16 protein-coding genes are annotated in these 14,827 nt (G+C 70.6%); 10 read left to right on the forward strand and 6 right to left on the reverse strand.

Annotated elements, in window-relative coordinates; genetic code table 11:
- Positions 1-82 precede the first annotated feature (82 nt).
- From FBY41_RS09920 to FBY41_RS09930, 3 genes are read left to right on the forward strand one after another with little or no spacing between them, the layout of a single operon-like run.
- Positions 83-682: a hypothetical protein gene (locus tag FBY41_RS09920; protein ID WP_141843997.1), complete on the forward strand. Its 600-nt coding sequence runs from the start codon at positions 83-85 to the stop codon at positions 680-682.
- On the forward strand, positions 679-1,131 hold the full coding sequence (locus tag FBY41_RS09925) for a phage holin family protein (protein ID WP_375869867.1): 453 nt from the start codon (positions 679-681) through the stop codon (positions 1,129-1,131). Before FBY41_RS09920 ends, FBY41_RS09925 begins: the two co-directional genes overlap by 4 nt.
- A complete protein-coding gene (locus FBY41_RS09930) occupies positions 1,128-1,751 on the forward strand; it encodes a DUF3618 domain-containing protein (protein ID WP_141843999.1) in 624 nt (207 codons plus the stop codon). The genes FBY41_RS09925 and FBY41_RS09930 overlap by 4 nt, the downstream gene beginning before the upstream one ends.
- Positions 1,752-1,839: 88 nt before the next feature.
- Here the strand turns inward: FBY41_RS09930 and FBY41_RS09935 are convergent, their stop codons facing one another.
- The 5 genes from FBY41_RS09935 to FBY41_RS09960 form a co-directional block, all read right to left on the reverse strand.
- The gene (locus FBY41_RS09935; protein ID WP_141844001.1) at positions 1,840-3,465 is read right to left on the reverse strand and encodes a phytoene desaturase family protein; all 1,626 of its coding nucleotides are present in this window, start codon (positions 3,463-3,465) and stop codon (positions 1,840-1,842) included.
- 41 nt (positions 3,466-3,506) lie between these two features.
- A complete protein-coding gene (locus tag FBY41_RS23590) occupies positions 3,507-5,045 on the reverse strand; it encodes an SDR family NAD(P)-dependent oxidoreductase (protein ID WP_221629251.1) in 1,539 nt (512 codons plus the stop codon).
- Positions 5,046-5,107: 62 nt separating this feature from the next.
- Positions 5,108-5,989, reverse strand: coding sequence for an NAD(P)H-hydrate dehydratase (locus FBY41_RS09950; RefSeq protein ID WP_141844003.1), 882 nt, complete (start codon positions 5,987-5,989; stop codon positions 5,108-5,110).
- Positions 5,982-6,782 (reverse strand): histidine phosphatase family protein, encoded by an 801-nt coding sequence (locus tag FBY41_RS09955; protein WP_221629252.1) that lies wholly within the window; start codon positions 6,780-6,782, stop codon positions 5,982-5,984. The genes FBY41_RS09950 and FBY41_RS09955 overlap by 8 nt, the downstream gene beginning before the upstream one ends.
- A gap of 97 nt (positions 6,783-6,879) precedes the next feature.
- Positions 6,880-7,089 (reverse strand): DUF6582 domain-containing protein, encoded by a 210-nt coding sequence (locus FBY41_RS09960; RefSeq protein ID WP_141844005.1) that lies wholly within the window; start codon positions 7,087-7,089, stop codon positions 6,880-6,882.
- 295 nt (positions 7,090-7,384) lie between these two features.
- Between FBY41_RS09960 and FBY41_RS09965 the strand changes: the two genes are divergently transcribed.
- The 4 genes from FBY41_RS09965 to FBY41_RS09975 all read left to right on the forward strand — a co-directional run bounded on the left by FBY41_RS09965 (position 7,385) and on the right by FBY41_RS09975 (position 10,949).
- Positions 7,385-8,887, forward strand: a complete 1,503-nt coding sequence (locus tag FBY41_RS09965; RefSeq protein ID WP_141844007.1) for a S8 family serine peptidase — start codon at positions 7,385-7,387, stop codon at positions 8,885-8,887.
- A 183-nt stretch (positions 8,888-9,070) separates the two neighbouring features.
- Positions 9,071-9,238 carry a hypothetical protein gene (locus FBY41_RS23405; RefSeq protein ID WP_185749009.1) on the forward strand — a complete coding sequence of 56 codons (168 nt, stop codon included), beginning with the start codon at positions 9,071-9,073 and terminating at the stop codon, positions 9,236-9,238.
- On the forward strand, positions 9,235-10,008 hold the full coding sequence (locus tag FBY41_RS09970) for a cytochrome b N-terminal domain-containing protein (RefSeq protein WP_141844009.1): 774 nt from the start codon (positions 9,235-9,237) through the stop codon (positions 10,006-10,008). The genes FBY41_RS23405 and FBY41_RS09970 overlap by 4 nt, the downstream gene beginning before the upstream one ends.
- Positions 10,005-10,949 carry a hypothetical protein gene (locus tag FBY41_RS09975; RefSeq protein WP_141844011.1) on the forward strand — a complete coding sequence of 315 codons (945 nt, stop codon included), beginning with the start codon at positions 10,005-10,007 and terminating at the stop codon, positions 10,947-10,949. Before FBY41_RS09970 ends, FBY41_RS09975 begins: the two co-directional genes overlap by 4 nt.
- Positions 10,950-10,989: 40 nt before the next feature.
- Here the strand turns inward: FBY41_RS09975 and FBY41_RS09980 are convergent, their stop codons facing one another.
- Positions 10,990-12,009 carry a hypothetical protein gene (locus FBY41_RS09980; RefSeq protein ID WP_141844014.1) on the reverse strand — a complete coding sequence of 340 codons (1,020 nt, stop codon included), beginning with the start codon at positions 12,007-12,009 and terminating at the stop codon, positions 10,990-10,992.
- Positions 12,010-12,363: 354 nt separating this feature from the next.
- Between FBY41_RS09980 and FBY41_RS09990 the strand changes: the two genes are divergently transcribed.
- The 3 genes from FBY41_RS09990 to FBY41_RS10000 are packed head-to-tail and all read left to right on the forward strand — an operon-like array spanning position 12,364 to position 14,824.
- On the forward strand, positions 12,364-13,194 hold the full coding sequence (locus FBY41_RS09990) for an ABC transporter substrate-binding protein (RefSeq protein WP_141844018.1): 831 nt from the start codon (positions 12,364-12,366) through the stop codon (positions 13,192-13,194).
- A 53-nt stretch (positions 13,195-13,247) separates the two neighbouring features.
- Complete coding sequence (locus tag FBY41_RS09995) at positions 13,248-14,069, forward strand: amino acid ABC transporter permease (RefSeq protein ID WP_260439680.1); 822 nt, start codon at positions 13,248-13,250, stop codon at positions 14,067-14,069.
- Entirely contained in the window at positions 14,066-14,824 is a 759-nt protein-coding gene (locus FBY41_RS10000) for an amino acid ABC transporter ATP-binding protein (RefSeq protein ID WP_141844020.1), read from the forward strand. The genes FBY41_RS09995 and FBY41_RS10000 overlap by 4 nt, the downstream gene beginning before the upstream one ends.
- Positions 14,825-14,827: the final 3 nt, after the last annotated feature.

A 14,827-nucleotide genomic window follows, 5' to 3' on the forward strand; every position in this document is an offset into this window, starting at 1 on the left:
AGATGCGGCCCAGAGCGGTCGTCAGGTTGCCGGCGCCGCTGTATCGGAAGCCAAGGACGTTGTCGCAGAGGCTCGTTCGCAGATGTCGACGCTCCTGCATCAGTTGCGGGGCGAGGCGACAGACCAGGCCTCCGCCCAGAGCGACCGAGCCGTGCAGGGTCTGCGGGCCCTCGGTGACGAGCTCCGGCAGATGGCATCGTCGTCCGGGCAGAAGGGCCTCGCCACGGATCTTGCGGGGCAGGCCGCAGACCGGGTGCAGTCGTTCGCCGGGTGGCTCGACCACCGACAGCCGGGGGAGGTCCTCGACGAGGTGCGTGACTTCGCGCGCCGCCGTCCCGGCACCTTCCTCGCCGCCGCGGCCGTCGTCGGCCTCGTCGGCGGTCGGCTCACCCGCGGCATCGCGGCGGGGTCCGGCGCCTCGTCCTCGAACGGGGCCGCCGGCAACGGCACGGGGTATGCCCCTGGCTCCGCGACGAGCATGGGCACCGACCCGACCCGGGTCGATGCCGGCCTCGACCCCGTCGTCGCTGCTCCGTCGCCGTCCACCCGAGGTCCTGAGGACCGCACCTGGGCGGGGCAGGGCACTGAGGGCACCGAGAGGCTCGAGGGCATCGAGGACGGCCCGGACATCGCGGGCGTCGAGCCCCTCGAGGGCGTGGAGCACCGCCAGGGGCTGCGATGAGCACGCACACACCGCATCCGCTCGAATCGAGCCCCGGCGTCGACGGGATGAGCGCCGAGCAGAAGGCCGAGACGGCGTCGCTGGGCGACATCGTCGGTGACATCAGCTCCGGGTTGTCGACACTCATGCGGCAGGAGGTCGCGCTGGCCAAGGCCGAAGCACGCGAGTCCGCGTCGCAGGCCGGCAAGGCAGCCGGTCTCTTCAGCGGTGCGGCACTCGGCGGCTGGATGGCAGCGCTCTTCCTCTCGCTCGCCGTGTGGGAGTGGATCGCCGGTGCGATCGACAACCGTGGGTGGGCCGCCGTCATCGTCATGGCCATCTGGGCCGTGATCGCAGCGGTTCTAGCCGCCATGGGCAGGACAGAGATGCGGCGGGTGAGCGGGCTGCCGCGCACCGTCGAGACCACCAAACGAGTTCCCGATGCGCTCAAGGGACAGGAGACGACATGAGCACCAACTACAGCGAGACGACCAACGACCCGGAGGTCCTGAGGGAGGAGATCGAGCAGACCCGCCGCAACCTGAGCCGCGACGTCAACGCTCTCGGCGAGTCGGTGACCCCGAGCCACGTCGCGAGGCGGCAGGCCGACAAGGTCATGGGCCGGGCCGGCGACCTCAAGGACCGCGTCATGGGCAGCGCCTCCGACGCGGGGAGCGCCACCGCTGACCGCGCGTCGGGGCTCGCCTCGGACGTGGGGGACCGCACGCACGATGCTGCCTCGGCCGTGAAGCAGCGGGCGAAGGGCAACCCCCTGGCCGCCGGACTCATCGCGCTGGGTGCGGGGTGGCTGCTCGGCTCCTTGCTGCCCGCCTCCGAGAAGGAGCGCGAGCTCAGCGAGACCGTGAAGGAGAAGGCGGCTCCCGTCGTCGAGGCGGCGCAGTCCACCGTCAAGGACGTCGCCAGCGAGGCGGGCGAGCACCTCAGGGCTCCCGCCTCTGATGCGGTCGATGCCGTCAAGGCGCAGGCCCAGACGTCGGCCGAGAATGTCAAGCAGGAAGCCAAGCAGGCCGGCAGCGACGTGCGCGACAGCGCCGCCGAGTCCGCCGACGCGGTGCGCGAGCAGCACTGACCTCGACTGGACGTCGACCGGACGACGGAGGGCGCAGACCGCGAGGTCTGCGCCCTCCGTCGTCGCAACGACATCGCATGTGGCCGGCTCAGCCCCCTTCTGACTCGCGCCGTCGGGCAGGCGCTCGCCAGCTGGCGACCCGCGCGTGCGCCAGAGCCGCCCTCGCGGCATTGGACCCGCACGCACCGTGGACGCCGCCCCCGGGGTGTGCCGACGCGGAGCCGAGGTAGAGCCCCTTGATGGGTGTCTCTGCCCGCGCCAGACCCGGCACGGGACGGAACACGAGCTGCTGCTGAAGGGCCGCGGTGCCCCCGTTGAGAGCGCCGTCGACGAGGTTCTCGTCGAGGCTCTCGAGGTCGGCGGGTCCCAGCACCCGACGTGCGACGACCCGGTCACCGAAACCCGGGGCGCGCTCCTCGATGCGTGCCTGGACGCGGTCGGCCATGCGCTCCGCAGCGGCCGATGACCATGCGCCGGGCTCGATCGTCGGGCTGCCGCCCGTGCCGGTGCTCGGCTGTCGCACCTCGTGGGGCACGTGGGTGTAGGCCCAGACGGACTCAGCTCCAGCCGGCGCGCGGCTCGGGTCGGCGGTCGCCATCTGCCCGAGGAGGATGAGTCCGTCTCGCGGAACGACGCCTGCTGAGACCTCGGCCCCTGCGACGGCGAGACCCGCGACGGACGGAGCAAGGTGCACCGTTCCGGGCGCGGCGGCGGGCGCCCCCGTCCAGGGAATCTGACCGTCCAGGGCCCAGTCGACCTTGACGGTGGCCGGATCCCACTCGAAGCGGGCCATCCGACGCCGCAGCCGTCCGGGCAGGTCGTCCCAGCCGACGAGTCCGCCGTAGAGGGCTGGAGCGGAGACATCGGCGATGACGCACCGGCGAGCGCGGAGGTGCTCCCCGTCATCGGTCCAGACTCCGGTTGCTCGACCCGCCTCGACGACGATGCGCGTGACACGGCACGACGTGCGCACCGTCCCGCCCGCCACCTCGAAGCGCGCCGCCATCGCCTCGGCCAGCTTGCCGGCGCCACCTCGAGGGACGGGGAACCCGCGCTCCTGGCCCAGCATGACGAGGAGCAGCCCCATGAGCCCGGATCCGGGCGAGTCAAGGGGGATGTCGGCATGAGCCGCGTTGCCCGCGAGGAGCAGCCGCGGGCCCTCGCCGCGGAAGAGCTCGGCTCCGAGGGCCCGCGCGGGCAGGAGCATGCGCCGCACCATGTCGAGGCCGCCCGCCCGCGCCGCGCGCAGCCCCAGGGCTGAACCGTGACGCATCGGGGGGAAGGGGGTCAAGAGCGCCCCGATGAGCGGCTCCGAGATGCGGCTCCACCAGTGGCAGAGCTCGAGCCAGGCATCCCCGTCCCCGGGGCACAGGTCGTCCAGGGAGGCCGCCGTGTCATCCGGGTCACGGTGGAGGACGGCCCAGCGTCCCTCGGCGAGAGGGTGACCGACGACGGCAGGAGCGTGCACCCATTCGAGGCCGTGCTGCTGCAGGCCGAGCCCGGCGATGGTCGGCGAGGCTGCGGCCAGGGGGTAGAACGAGCTGAACGTGTCGTGAACCCATCCCTCGCGCACGGCGGAGTCGCTGGCCACGGCACCTCCGACCCTGGGCTGCGCCTCGAGGACGAGCACGTCCCACCCGGCGTCGACGAGCAGGTTCGCGGCGACGAGTCCGTTGGGTCCGCTCCCGATGACGACGGCATCAGGATCTGGCATGGGTCACTCCCTCGACGGGCTCACATTCGCGCGGACCACCATCATGCCGAGTTGGTCGGCTGATCGGGTGAGAGGACCGGGTCCCTGGGGTCGGACGACGCCTGCGCCACAGTGTCGTTCGACTGCGCCACAGTGTCGTTCGACGTGCTGCCACCGGTGACGGCCCGGTCGAGGGAGCCCTGGGCCCTGCCCTCGGCCAGCAGTGCAAGGCGCCGGAGGGCCTCGCGGTTGCGGGGGAGGATCACTGCTTGACGCACCGGCTTGGGAATGAGGGTCCCGGGTCCGGCGACCGCGTCCTCTCGGATGGTGACGAGGCAGGAGCTCGCGCCCTGCGGGTGCACCTCGACGGTGACGTGTGCCTTGCCGATCGGCCAGCCCCTGGCCTCGAGGACGAGCTGCGTGGGCGCACGGCTCTCGAGCGCCGCGGTGGTGTCATGGAGGAGCAGCGGCCACATGCCGACAGAGTGGTGGATCCGGGTCCCCGCCGAGGGCCAGCCGTCGTCGACAGCCCTGACGCTCGCCGTGCCGACGACCCAGGTCGCGTAGGACCACCCGTCGGCGAGGACCGACCAGACGGCATCGGCGCCGGCCTGGACCTCACGTTCGACGACGAGGGCGTTCTCCGGTGTGCTCATGTGGCTTGGTCCTTCCGACTCGTTGCTGCTCGTCCGGGTACTGCGGGTCCAACCGCCGTGAAGTCTCTCCCCGCGCGGCACGGGGTCGAGGACGTTGCCCGGCGTGGCAGGGACTTCTTCCCGAGACAGGCCCCCTCGTCGCATGAGCGGAGTGACCATGACGTCGAAGACGGCCGGGAGAGCGCGAAAGCCAAGAACGACAAGGGGGTTGGCCAGGCCCACCGACCTCTCTCGTGACGGGTGCGTCATCGATCTCACGACTGCCTCCGCGACCTCCTCCGGAGACGAGATGGGTGGTGGGGGCCGACCGTGGACGCCGAGATAGCTGCCTGCCTGACGGTAGACGGGCGTGTCGACACCGCCAGGTGAGACGAGGGAGACGGAGATCTCCGGAGTGGATCGGGCCTCGATCTGCAACGTCCTCACGAGGCCGTGCACTGCCCACTTCGAGGTGACGTAGGAGCTCATGAAAGGCGCAGCGATCTTGCCGAGGAGCGAGCCGACGACGACGAGCGATCCCCGGTCTCCGTGTGAGTGGAAGCTGCGAAGGGCCGCGCGCGCCACGTGGACCGTACCGCTGAGGGTGGTCTCCGTGGCGGCCCGGAAGACATCGGAGGGCACGTCCTCGAAGCGCCCGTAGGCCAGGGCCGCCGCGGAATGGACGACGGCGTCCACCCCGCCGAGCTCACGCTCGGCGACGGTGAAGGCGCGGCCGACGGCGGCCTCGTCGCCCACGTCGGCAACGACCATCAGGGCTCGTGACCCGCGGTCGGTGCAGAGGTCCACCACCTGGCCGAGCGCCTCTGACGAACGGGACACGAGCACGAGATCCCACCCCGCGTCGGCCAGCCGGAGGGCGGTGGCGCGGCCGATGCCGCTGGAGGCCCCGGTGACGAGCGCGCGACGGCCCGACCCGGAGGACCCGCCGGACGGCATACGTGTCATGGCGCCACCTCCTCCGTCGTGCGCTGCTCCTTCCCTTCCCCGAGGGGGCTGGGCTCAAACAGTCAACCGGCCTCGATCGCCGCGAGGGCCGACGGCAGCTCGGTCACGACGTCACGTGCGAGGAAGCCGGACGTGGTCCGGGCGAGCCGTTCGCCTGAGACCCCGTGGCAGTATGCCGCCCACGCCGCGGCCTGTTCGACGGGAGCGCCCCGGGCGCAGAGCGCCACGACGGCCCCCGCCTTGACGTCGCCCGAGCCGGCGGTCGCGAGGGATGGTGGCCCGGCCGCCGTCGACCAGCAGCGGCCGTCGGGCGTGACGATGTATGACGTCTCGTCACCGCTCAGCACGGTGGCCCGCGTCTGTCGGGCAAGCGCGCGAGTGGCGGTCTCCGGGTCGCCCCGGACCTCATCGACCTCGAGGGCGAGGGTGGCGGCCAGCTCCGAGACGTTCGGCGTGAGCAGGACCCGCCCCGAGAGGTGCGAGACGCGATCGAGGTCCGGGGTCAGGTAGGCGGTGGCGAGCGCATCGAGGACGAGCGTGCAGTCGAGGTGCGGCACGACCTCGCCGAGCAGGAGCGCGCTCGTGAGCGGGTCGGAGAGGCCCGGACCCATGAGCACGGCATCGGCGCCAGCCGCGAGGTCGAGGATGCGCGAGGCAGCCGATGGCAGCAGGTCACCCTCCCGCGTCTCGGGCAGTGCCTCGACATAGCCCTCAGGGAGCGCCACGGCGACGTGCGCCGCTGTCGACCCGGTGGTGGCGACCTGCACCTTTCCGGCGCCGAGACGCAGGGCCGCCTCGGCGGCGAGCAGCACCGCTCCCGGCGTCTGGCGGCCACCGCCCACGATGAGGGCGGTGCCCCGAGCGTGCTTGTCACCGCCGAGCCGAGGCAACGGCCACTGCCGTAGCACGGTCGGGCTGAGGCTCGTCGGCTCGGTGTCAGGCATCGGAGGATGAATCTCCCTCTCCGTCAACGGCTTTCTGGTCACCCGGGTCACCGGGGCCATGCCGCGGTTGTTCGTGGGTCATGGGAGCGTCACACGAGTCGAGGTGAGTCGTGGAGCCGAACGCCTCGAGCCGCAACCGGCCGTCGGGCGCTCGCACGTAGGTCGTGAGGGAGCAGTTGGCGAGGGCTTCCGAGAGGTCGATCTCGAGCAGACGCTGCTCATCCAACCTCTCGACGACGAGGCGGAAGCTCATGATGACGGCTTGGTGCGTGAAGATCCACACCCGTCGGTCGGGGTGGACCTGTCGTAGCTCGGTGAGGAACTGGCGGATGCGCAGCGCGACGTCAGTCCAGCTCTCGCCCCCCGGCGGGCGGTAGTAGAACTTGCCCGTCAGCGACCGGCGCTCGGCCTCCTCCGGGAACGCAGCGCGTATGCCGTCTCCCGTCAGGCCGTCGAAGGCGCCCAGGTCGCGCTCGCGAAGACGTTCGTCGAGCACGACCTCTGTGCCCACGGACTCCATGGCGAGCGCGGCCGTGCGCGCGGCTCGCTCATAGGGCGAGCTGAGGACGACCTCGGGGCGATCGTCCGGTGCGAGGTCGCCCAGGTGGTGGCCGACGGCGCGCGCCTGGGCCGCCCCCTCGGGGGACAACGGCGTGTCGGCGTCGCGGGTGGCGAGCTCGAGCCGGCCGTGCCCGCGCCGGTGGGCTTCGTCGTTGGCGACGTTGCCCGCGCTCTGGCCGTGCCGCACGAGCACGAGCTGTGCGACCTCTCCCATCATCCCGGGTAGTGGCATCGGGCACCCTCTCGTCTGGTCAGCTCACCTGGCGCGTACCCATGCGAGGGGGCGCTCAGCGCAGCCACGGGCCACGCCCGTGGGCGACGGCGGGCACTCAGTCGTCCTTCTTCAGGCTGGGGTACTTCTTCTCGACGGCTGCCCGGACCTTCTTCTGCTCGGAGGCCGTTCCGTTCTGCGCCACCCGCGCCAGCGCGTTGCGCGCGTGCGCGATGTCGGGGATCGGGTACTTCTCCTCCTCGGGCAGCGCGAAGGACGACTTCTTGAGGTTCTTGCGGTTCTTGCCGCTGCTCAGGTCCTTCGACATGGTGATGTCCCTTCCACTCGGCATCGACAGCCCGGTGCTGTCGTGGTCTCCCTACCCAGCACCCGGCCGCGCATGCAGCCGTCGACGCGGTATGCCGCCAGGCGCACCGAGCGCCGGGTGAGCGTCGTCGCGGGCGCTCGGCGACTGAGCCGAATGCCGTGCCGGTCCGGCTGCGCGGGTCTACCGTCGATGGGATGACCGCCAACGGAGACGGTCACCAGGCGGTACGCGTCCCACGCGACCGCCGTGGAAGTGAGGATTCATGTCTGTCTTTGCTTCTCGGGGAAGATCTCGGATGCTCGTCGCCGCGGCCGCCATCTCGGCCGGAGCTCTTGCCCTCGCGGCTGCCGGACCCACGGGTGCCTCGGCCGCGGACACGTCCCAGAGCGGGACCGCCACCTACGTCATCGTCTACCGGACGGGGGTCTCCACGTCCGGTGCCGCCACGGCGGTGAGCGACGCGAATGGCCGGGTGGTGGCGAACTACTCGAAGATCGGGGTCGTCATCGCACGCTCATCCGACGCGGGCTTCGCCAGCACCATGCGCGGCGCACCCGGTGTCGAGGGTGCTTCTGCCACAGCCAGGTTCGCGACCCGGATCGATGATGGAAGCACAGCGTCGTCGACCACGGCCGACCCACCGGCGGGCAACGCGCCGGTCACCGACGCCGACTCGCTGTCGGGCCTGCAGTGGGACATGGCCCAGATCCACGTGCCCGAGGCGAACGCCGTCACCGGCGGAAGCCCCAACGTCCTCGTTGCCGACATCGACACCGGTCTCGACTTCACCCACCCTGACCTCGCGCTGAACTACGACGCGGCTAACAGCGCCAACTGTGTGAGCGGCGTTCCCTCGCCGCTCACCGTCGGCAACGACGACAACGGACACGGCACCCACACAGCCGGAACCATCGCCGCGGCCGCCAACGGCATCGGCATCGTCGGTGTCGCGCCGGGTGTGCGGATCGCGGGGGTCAAGGCCGGTGACGCCGACGGGTTCTTCTTCCCGGAGTCGGTGATCTGCGCCTACATGTGGGTGGCCGGCACGGGTGCTGCGGTGACGAACAACAGCTACTTCGCCGACCCGTGGCTCTTCAACTGCAAGAACGACCCCGATCAGCGAGCCATCTGGACCGCCGAGCGCCGCGCTCTCCAGTACGCCCAGTCCAAGGGGGTCGCCTTCGTCGCGGCGGAGGGCAACCAGGCCGACGACCTCTCGCACCCCACCCAGGACGTCACGAGTCCGGACGACACGACGCCGGTGACGCGTGACGTCACCAACGCGTGTGCGGTGATGCCCGTCGAGGTGCCCGGTGTCGTGGGTGTCACTGCCACCGGCAACCTGCAGCAGAAGTCGTTCTACTCGTCCTACGGCATCTCCTCCGCTGACGTCGCCGCCCCCGGCGGCGACTCGATCCTCCAACGGACGGCGGCATCCCCGAACGGACGGGTCCTGTCGACGTGGCCGGCCAACCTGATGAGCACGACCTGCCTGCCGGCTCGCCGTCTCGTCGACGCCTCGGGCGCGACCTACTGCTACCAGCAGGGCACGTCGATGGCGTCACCCCACGCCGCCGGCGTCGCTGCCCTGATCGCCAGTGTCACCGGCCAGCGGGGCGGCGCGCTGGTGGCCGCGCTGACTCGGGCGGTCAACCCGATCGCCTGCCCGGCCGACACCACTGCCTACGACTTCTTCCCAGCCGTCGACAACGGCGCACCGCAGACGTGCACGGGTGGAGTGGGGCACAACAGCTGGTACGGCGCGGGGGAGGTGGACGCGCTCAAGGCCGTCGGCTGACCCGGCCTGCCGTATGCCGTCGGGCGGGGCTGGTCCTCAGCCTGACGGCATACGGCTCCCTTGCGCGACAATCCGCTTCCGGCAAAGGGGTGCGCCGACGGGCTGACCGGACTTACTCTTACGGCGTGTAGTAGTTCAACTGGCGGGAGTGACTCACGCAGATCCCTCGTCCAGGAGAGCCACATGTCCGGTCAGCTCGTCACATCCACGGTCCCCGCGGGCGCCGTCGTCCAGTGGGGCTTCCTCACGATCACGGCCGCGAACCTCATCGTGATCCTCACGATGATCGTCGTCTTCGTCCTGGCGATCCTTCTGCCCTTCCCTGCGGATCGTGACGAGGACCGGCCATGAGCCGCACGGACCCGGCGGCGCCCCCGCGCGCCGGCAACCACGACAGCTGGACCCGGGCCCTCAGTGGCTGGATCGAGGGGCTCGTGCCCAAGGGTCAGTGGCTGCCCGACCGGCAACCCGCCTATGTCGCCTCGTGGATCTACGTCTTCGGCGTGGCGTGCCTCGCCGCGCTCGTCGTCGTCATCGCATCGGGGCTCGTGCTCACCTTCGGCGGCATCACGTGGTGGCACACGAACTCCTTCGGCCACTTCGTCAACTCCACGCACCTGTGGAGCGTCGAGCTCTTCTTCGCCACCATGGTGATTCACCTGTGGGGCAAGTTCTTCATGGCGGCGTGGCGTGGTCACCGCGGAATGACTTGGGCGACAGGGGCGCTCGCCTTCTTCGGCTCGCTCGGAACGGCCTTCACCGGCTACCTGATCCAGACCAACTTCGATGCGCAGTGGATCAGCACCCAAGCCAAGGACGGGCTCAACGCAGCTGGCGTCGGCGCCTACTTCAACGTCATGAACGTCGGCCAGATGGTGCTCTGGCACGTGTCCTTCCTGCCACTCGTCGTCGGAGTGATCGTCGGGCTGCATCTGCTGCTCGTCCGGCGGCGTGGCGTCGTCCCACCCATCGGGGCCGAGTCTCCCGTCGGCGCCGAGTCTCCGGTGGCGGCTGAGCCGCCGGCCAGGGCACAACCGCCCACCGCGTCGGCCCCGGATGCCGCCCCTCCCGGAGCTGCCCGACCGACCGCAGGTGTCTCGGCCCAGGAGGTGGGGTCATGAGCGCCACGGCGACCCGACGCAGTGCCACCTGGGCCCCCGACTCACACGACTTCCCGACGAGACGCTACGACCTCGTCAAGGAGTTCGTCATCGCGCTCGGCGTGATGCTCGTGCTCACGATCGTGGCGGCGCTCGTCTTCTCCTCGCCCGACGACAGCGCCCTCTCCCTCGAGCGCTGGGCACAGGAGGCGCCGAACGACGTCGTCGCGACCGCGACCGGCGAGCTCGCCGGCACGACGACGACCGCGACCTATGGACCTCCCTACAACACGAATGCCGATGGGCAGAGCCTCGGCCCGGTCGTCCTGCCGAAGCTGGCCGGCGTCACCCAGCCCATCGACGCAGCGAACGACTTCGTCATCACGCCGCTGCGCACCCTGTCCTCCGACCCGGCCGTTGCCGCGGCGCTCCGCCAGTGGTCGAGCGCGAGTGCCGACAAGCGCACGGCGTGGGCGCAGGCATACTCCGACGCCCTCGCAGCCGCACCCGACGGCGACCCCGCGAAGGTGGCGTCCGGCGACTACGGTCCGGTGCCGGCGCTCGCGAAGGGTGAGCTCGCCCTCGCCAGCAGCGGGGCACTCGAGGGGCTGGTCTCCTCGAGGACGAGCTTCTTCGGCACCGACAGCACGAAGCCGTTGCTGCTCCTCGCCGACGGGACCTATCTCGAGGACCAGGCCAGGGCGCAGAACCTCGGCGGTGACCAGTGGGGCATCATGAACGAGACCGGCAACTACCCGGGTCAGCCGTGGCTGTGGCTCTACACGTTCTGGTATCAGATCCCGCCCTTCTCGACCTCCGACAACGCCGACGTCCAGGTCTGGGCGCTCATGATCCTGCTCAGCATCGGCTTCATCTGCATCCCCTGGATCCCGGGCCTGCGCACGCTGCCGAAGCACCTCGGCGTGCACAAGCTGATCTGGCGCGGCGGCCGTTGGCGCTGACCCGGGCCCATCTCGACCCCGTGCTTGCCTCACCCCCGCGTCACGATGCGGGGGTGAGGCGCAGGATGACCCGGGCCTGGTCGTCGGAGATGTAGATGCGGCCCGAGCCGTCGATGAGCAGGCCCTGCGGCTCGATGAGGCCGCTCGCGGCCAGCACCGTGGAGGGGCCGCCGCGGAGGGGCCAGCGACGAAGGTCGTGCCGGCTGTGGCGTACGTCGGTCACGAGCAGGTTGCCGTAGCCGTCGAGAGCCACGTCGTCCGGCATCGAGGCCCGTGCGGCTCGCGTGCGGGAGCCGCCTGCGCCGAGCCGCCACACGTCACCACCGCACTCGTCGGCGACGAAGACGCTGCCGTCTGATGCCACAGCCGCGCCGACGGGGTGGACGAAACCTCGCGCCAGCACGGTACGTGAGGTGCCGTCGGGTGTGATGCGGTAGATGGTGCCCATGACCGGGTCGGGTACGACGAGACTGGAAGTCCTTGCGTCCCAAGCGATCCCGTCGACACCTTGGTGGCAGGTCACCTTCAGCGGACGGCCGGGCAGGGTCGTGAGCACGACCGGACGGGCCCGGCCAGCAGGGAATGCGAGCAGACGGTTGGTGTTCTCCTCCGCCACGACGAGAGTGCCGTCGGCGAGCAGCACCATGCCCTCGGGCCCGTCGAGGCCGCGGTGCAGGACCGTGCTCGAACCGTCCGCGTTGAGTCGGCTGATCGTGCCGTTCGTGTAGTCGCTGTAGAGCAGCGCACCGGAGGCGTCGAGGACGAGGTCGTCGGGGTGGTCGGGGCCGCGGTGCACCGCGACCGTCCGGTAGCTCTGCGGAGCATTCGCGTGCGCGGGCGGTCCCGTTCCGGACGGCTTGGTCGGCAGCGATGGAGTGGGCGTTGTGCTCGCCGCCACCGTCGACCGCGTCGTCGACGTGGGCGACCCGGTGGATCCGGACGCCACCGAACCGGCGCGTGCGGGAACGGTGCTCCCGCTGGGGCCGGTCGCGGGGGTGGAGCACGCAGCGAGGGCGAGGCAGGCCGCCCCGGCGGCCACCAGCCGAGTGACGCTCCTCATCCGCTGACGGTAGGCGGCATGGCTGTGATCCCACGGTGAGCGGGATGCGCGGGCAGGCTCATCGGTGCGGTGCGGTGCGGTGCGGTGCGGTGCGGTGCGGTGCGGTGCGGTGCGGTGCGGTTCGGTGCGGTGCAGTGGACCGCGGCCGACGGATTATCACTCAACGTTATTTGTCCTATAACGTTGCGAACGGATGCGAGGCTCCTTCCCGCGTTCAGCGGGATCGCTCGGTCATGCCTGGGCCCAGGGCCCGGCTGCTCCGGTGACCGCCAGCGTCCACCCCGTCAGCCAGCACCGACGCCCGGCGAGCCGCGCTTCGGCGTGCTCACGCGTCCCGTCCCGAAGGACATCCGCATGCCCCTGCTCAAGAGCGCCGTGACGGCCTCCGCCCTTTCCCTCGTCGCCCTCTCGCTCGCCTCCTGCGGAGGTGGCTCCGCTCCGAGCGGAGAAACGGCTGAGAACCCCTACAACCTCCAGCAGCCGGGCACCCTGCGGGCCGGAACGCTCACCGACGCCCCGCCGAACGTCTTCCTCAAGGACGGGAGGTTCACCGGTTTCGACAACGACCTGCTGACCGCAGTGGCCGTCAAGCTCGGCCTCAAGGTCGAGTTCGTCGGCACCGAGTTCAGCTCGCTGCTCGCGCAGGTCAAGACCGGCAAGTTCGACGTGGGCTCGTCCTCGATCAGCATCACCGAGGCCCGCAAGAAGACGGTCGACTTCACGAACACGTACGACTTCGGCTTCCTCGGCCTCGACGTGCCCCAGGGCTCGAGCATCACCTCCTTCGACCAGCTCCCCGGCAAGCGTGTCGTCGTCGTGCAGGGGACGGTCCAGGACGACTACGCCACCCGAGAGAACCTCAACCCGGTGCGGGTGCCCGACTACAACGCTGCACTCAACCAGCTGCGATCGGGCACTGCCGACGCCTGGATCACCCCCGCCGAGATCGGCGAGAAGACCGCCGCGGACTCGGGTGGCAAGGTCGTCTCGGTCGCCAAGCAGCTCGACCCGGGCGGCATCGCCTACGCCGTCGCCCCCGGCAACGACAGGCTGCGGGCGGCTCTCGACAAGGGCATCGACGAGGTCGTCGCCGACGGCACCTGGGCGAAGCTGCAGAAGCAGTACTACCCGAGCCGCGCGATCCCGGCCGACTTCACGCCGGGCAGTGGCTCCTCGGCCTCGTAGCCGACGGATCACACCCCCACGCCGCCACACCACCACACCGAGAGGAGGGCCGGATGGACATCCTGAACACGCTGCAGGAGACCTTCTTCGACCTCGACGCCATGCTCGCCGCGCTGCCCGAGCTGATCCGGGTCGGGCTGCCCAACACGCTCATCCTGGCCCTCTTCTCGGCGGTGATCGGAACCGTCCTCGGGATGGGACTCGCGGTGTGCGGGCTCTCGCACCGACGGTGGCTCCGCTGGCCCGCACGGGTGTTCACGGACGTCTTCCGCGGGCTCCCGGCCGCCGTGACCATCCTGCTCATCGGCATCGGGCTGGCCCCGGTGGGCCTCGAGATCTGGGGTCCGAACCCGTATCCGCTCGGCATCCTCGCCCTGTCCCTGATCGCCAGTGCCTACATCGGCGAGATCTTCCGCTCGGGCATCCAGAGCGTCGACCAGGGTCAGCTCGAGGCCGCTCGGGCCCTGGGCTTCAGCCGGCCGTCGGGCATGCGCCTCGTCGTCATCCCCCAGGGCGTGCGGCGGGTGCTGCCCGCCCTGGTCAACCAGTTCATCGCGCTCATCAAGGAGAGCTCGCTCGTCTACTTCCTCGGGCTGCTCGCGAGCCAGCGCGACCTCTTCCGGATCGGTCAGGACGCGGCTGCCAACACCGGCAACCAGTCGGCGCTCGTCCTCGCCGGGCTCTTCTACCTGCTCATCACCGTGCCGCTGACCCATGCGGTCAACGCCATCGACCGGCGCTTGCGCGACGGCCGCGCCGCCGACGGTGCGGAGACGTCTGGCGGCGGCGACGGACCGGACGGCGACGGCCGAAGCGGGTCTCGTCACGACGACCTCACCACCTCACGACTCGCCCTGGCACAGGAGCCCCGATGAGCGCAGCGACCACCTCACCACCCTCGACCCGCGGGGTTGCCGTCGCGGTGCGCGACATCCACCTCGCCTTCGGGTCCAACCGCGTGCTGCGCGGTGTCGATCTCGACGTCCCGGCGGCCTCCACGGCCTGCGTCATCGGCCCCTCCGGATCAGGGAAGTCGACCCTGCTCCGCGTCGTCAACCGCCTCATCGAGCCCGAGCGGGGAGACGTGCTTCTCGACGGTCGGAGCGTCCTCGCCGACAATCCCGATGCGCTGCGCCAGCGGGTCGGCATGGTCTTCCAGCACTTCAACCTCTTTCCGCACAAGAGCGTTCGCGGCAACATCACCCTCGGTCTCACTCGGCTCAAGGGCCTGCGCAAGGACGAGGCCGCGGAGCTGGCACTCCACCACCTCGACCGCGTGGGCCTTGCCCACAAGGCCGACGTGCGCCCCGGCAACCTCTCGGGTGGCCAGCAGCAGCGGGTCGCCATCGCGCGGGCGCTCGCCATGGAGCCGGAGGTCATGCTCTTCGACGAGGCCACGTCGGCGCTCGACCCCGAGCTCGTCAAGGGTGTCCTGGCCACCATGGCCGACCTCGCCGCGGAAGGCATGACGATGATCGTCGTGACCCACGAGATGGGCTTTGCCCGTTCGGTTGCAGAGCAGGTGCTCTTCATGGACCACGGGCAGGTCATCGAGGCCGGGCACCCGGACCAGGTGTTCGACGCGCCCAGGACCGAGCGGCTGCGGCGCTTCCTCTCGCAGGTCCTCTAGCCC

This window comes from Humibacillus xanthopallidus, from assembly GCF_006716675.1.
Taxonomy (GTDB): domain Bacteria; phylum Actinomycetota; class Actinomycetes; order Actinomycetales; family Dermatophilaceae; genus Humibacillus; species Humibacillus xanthopallidus_B.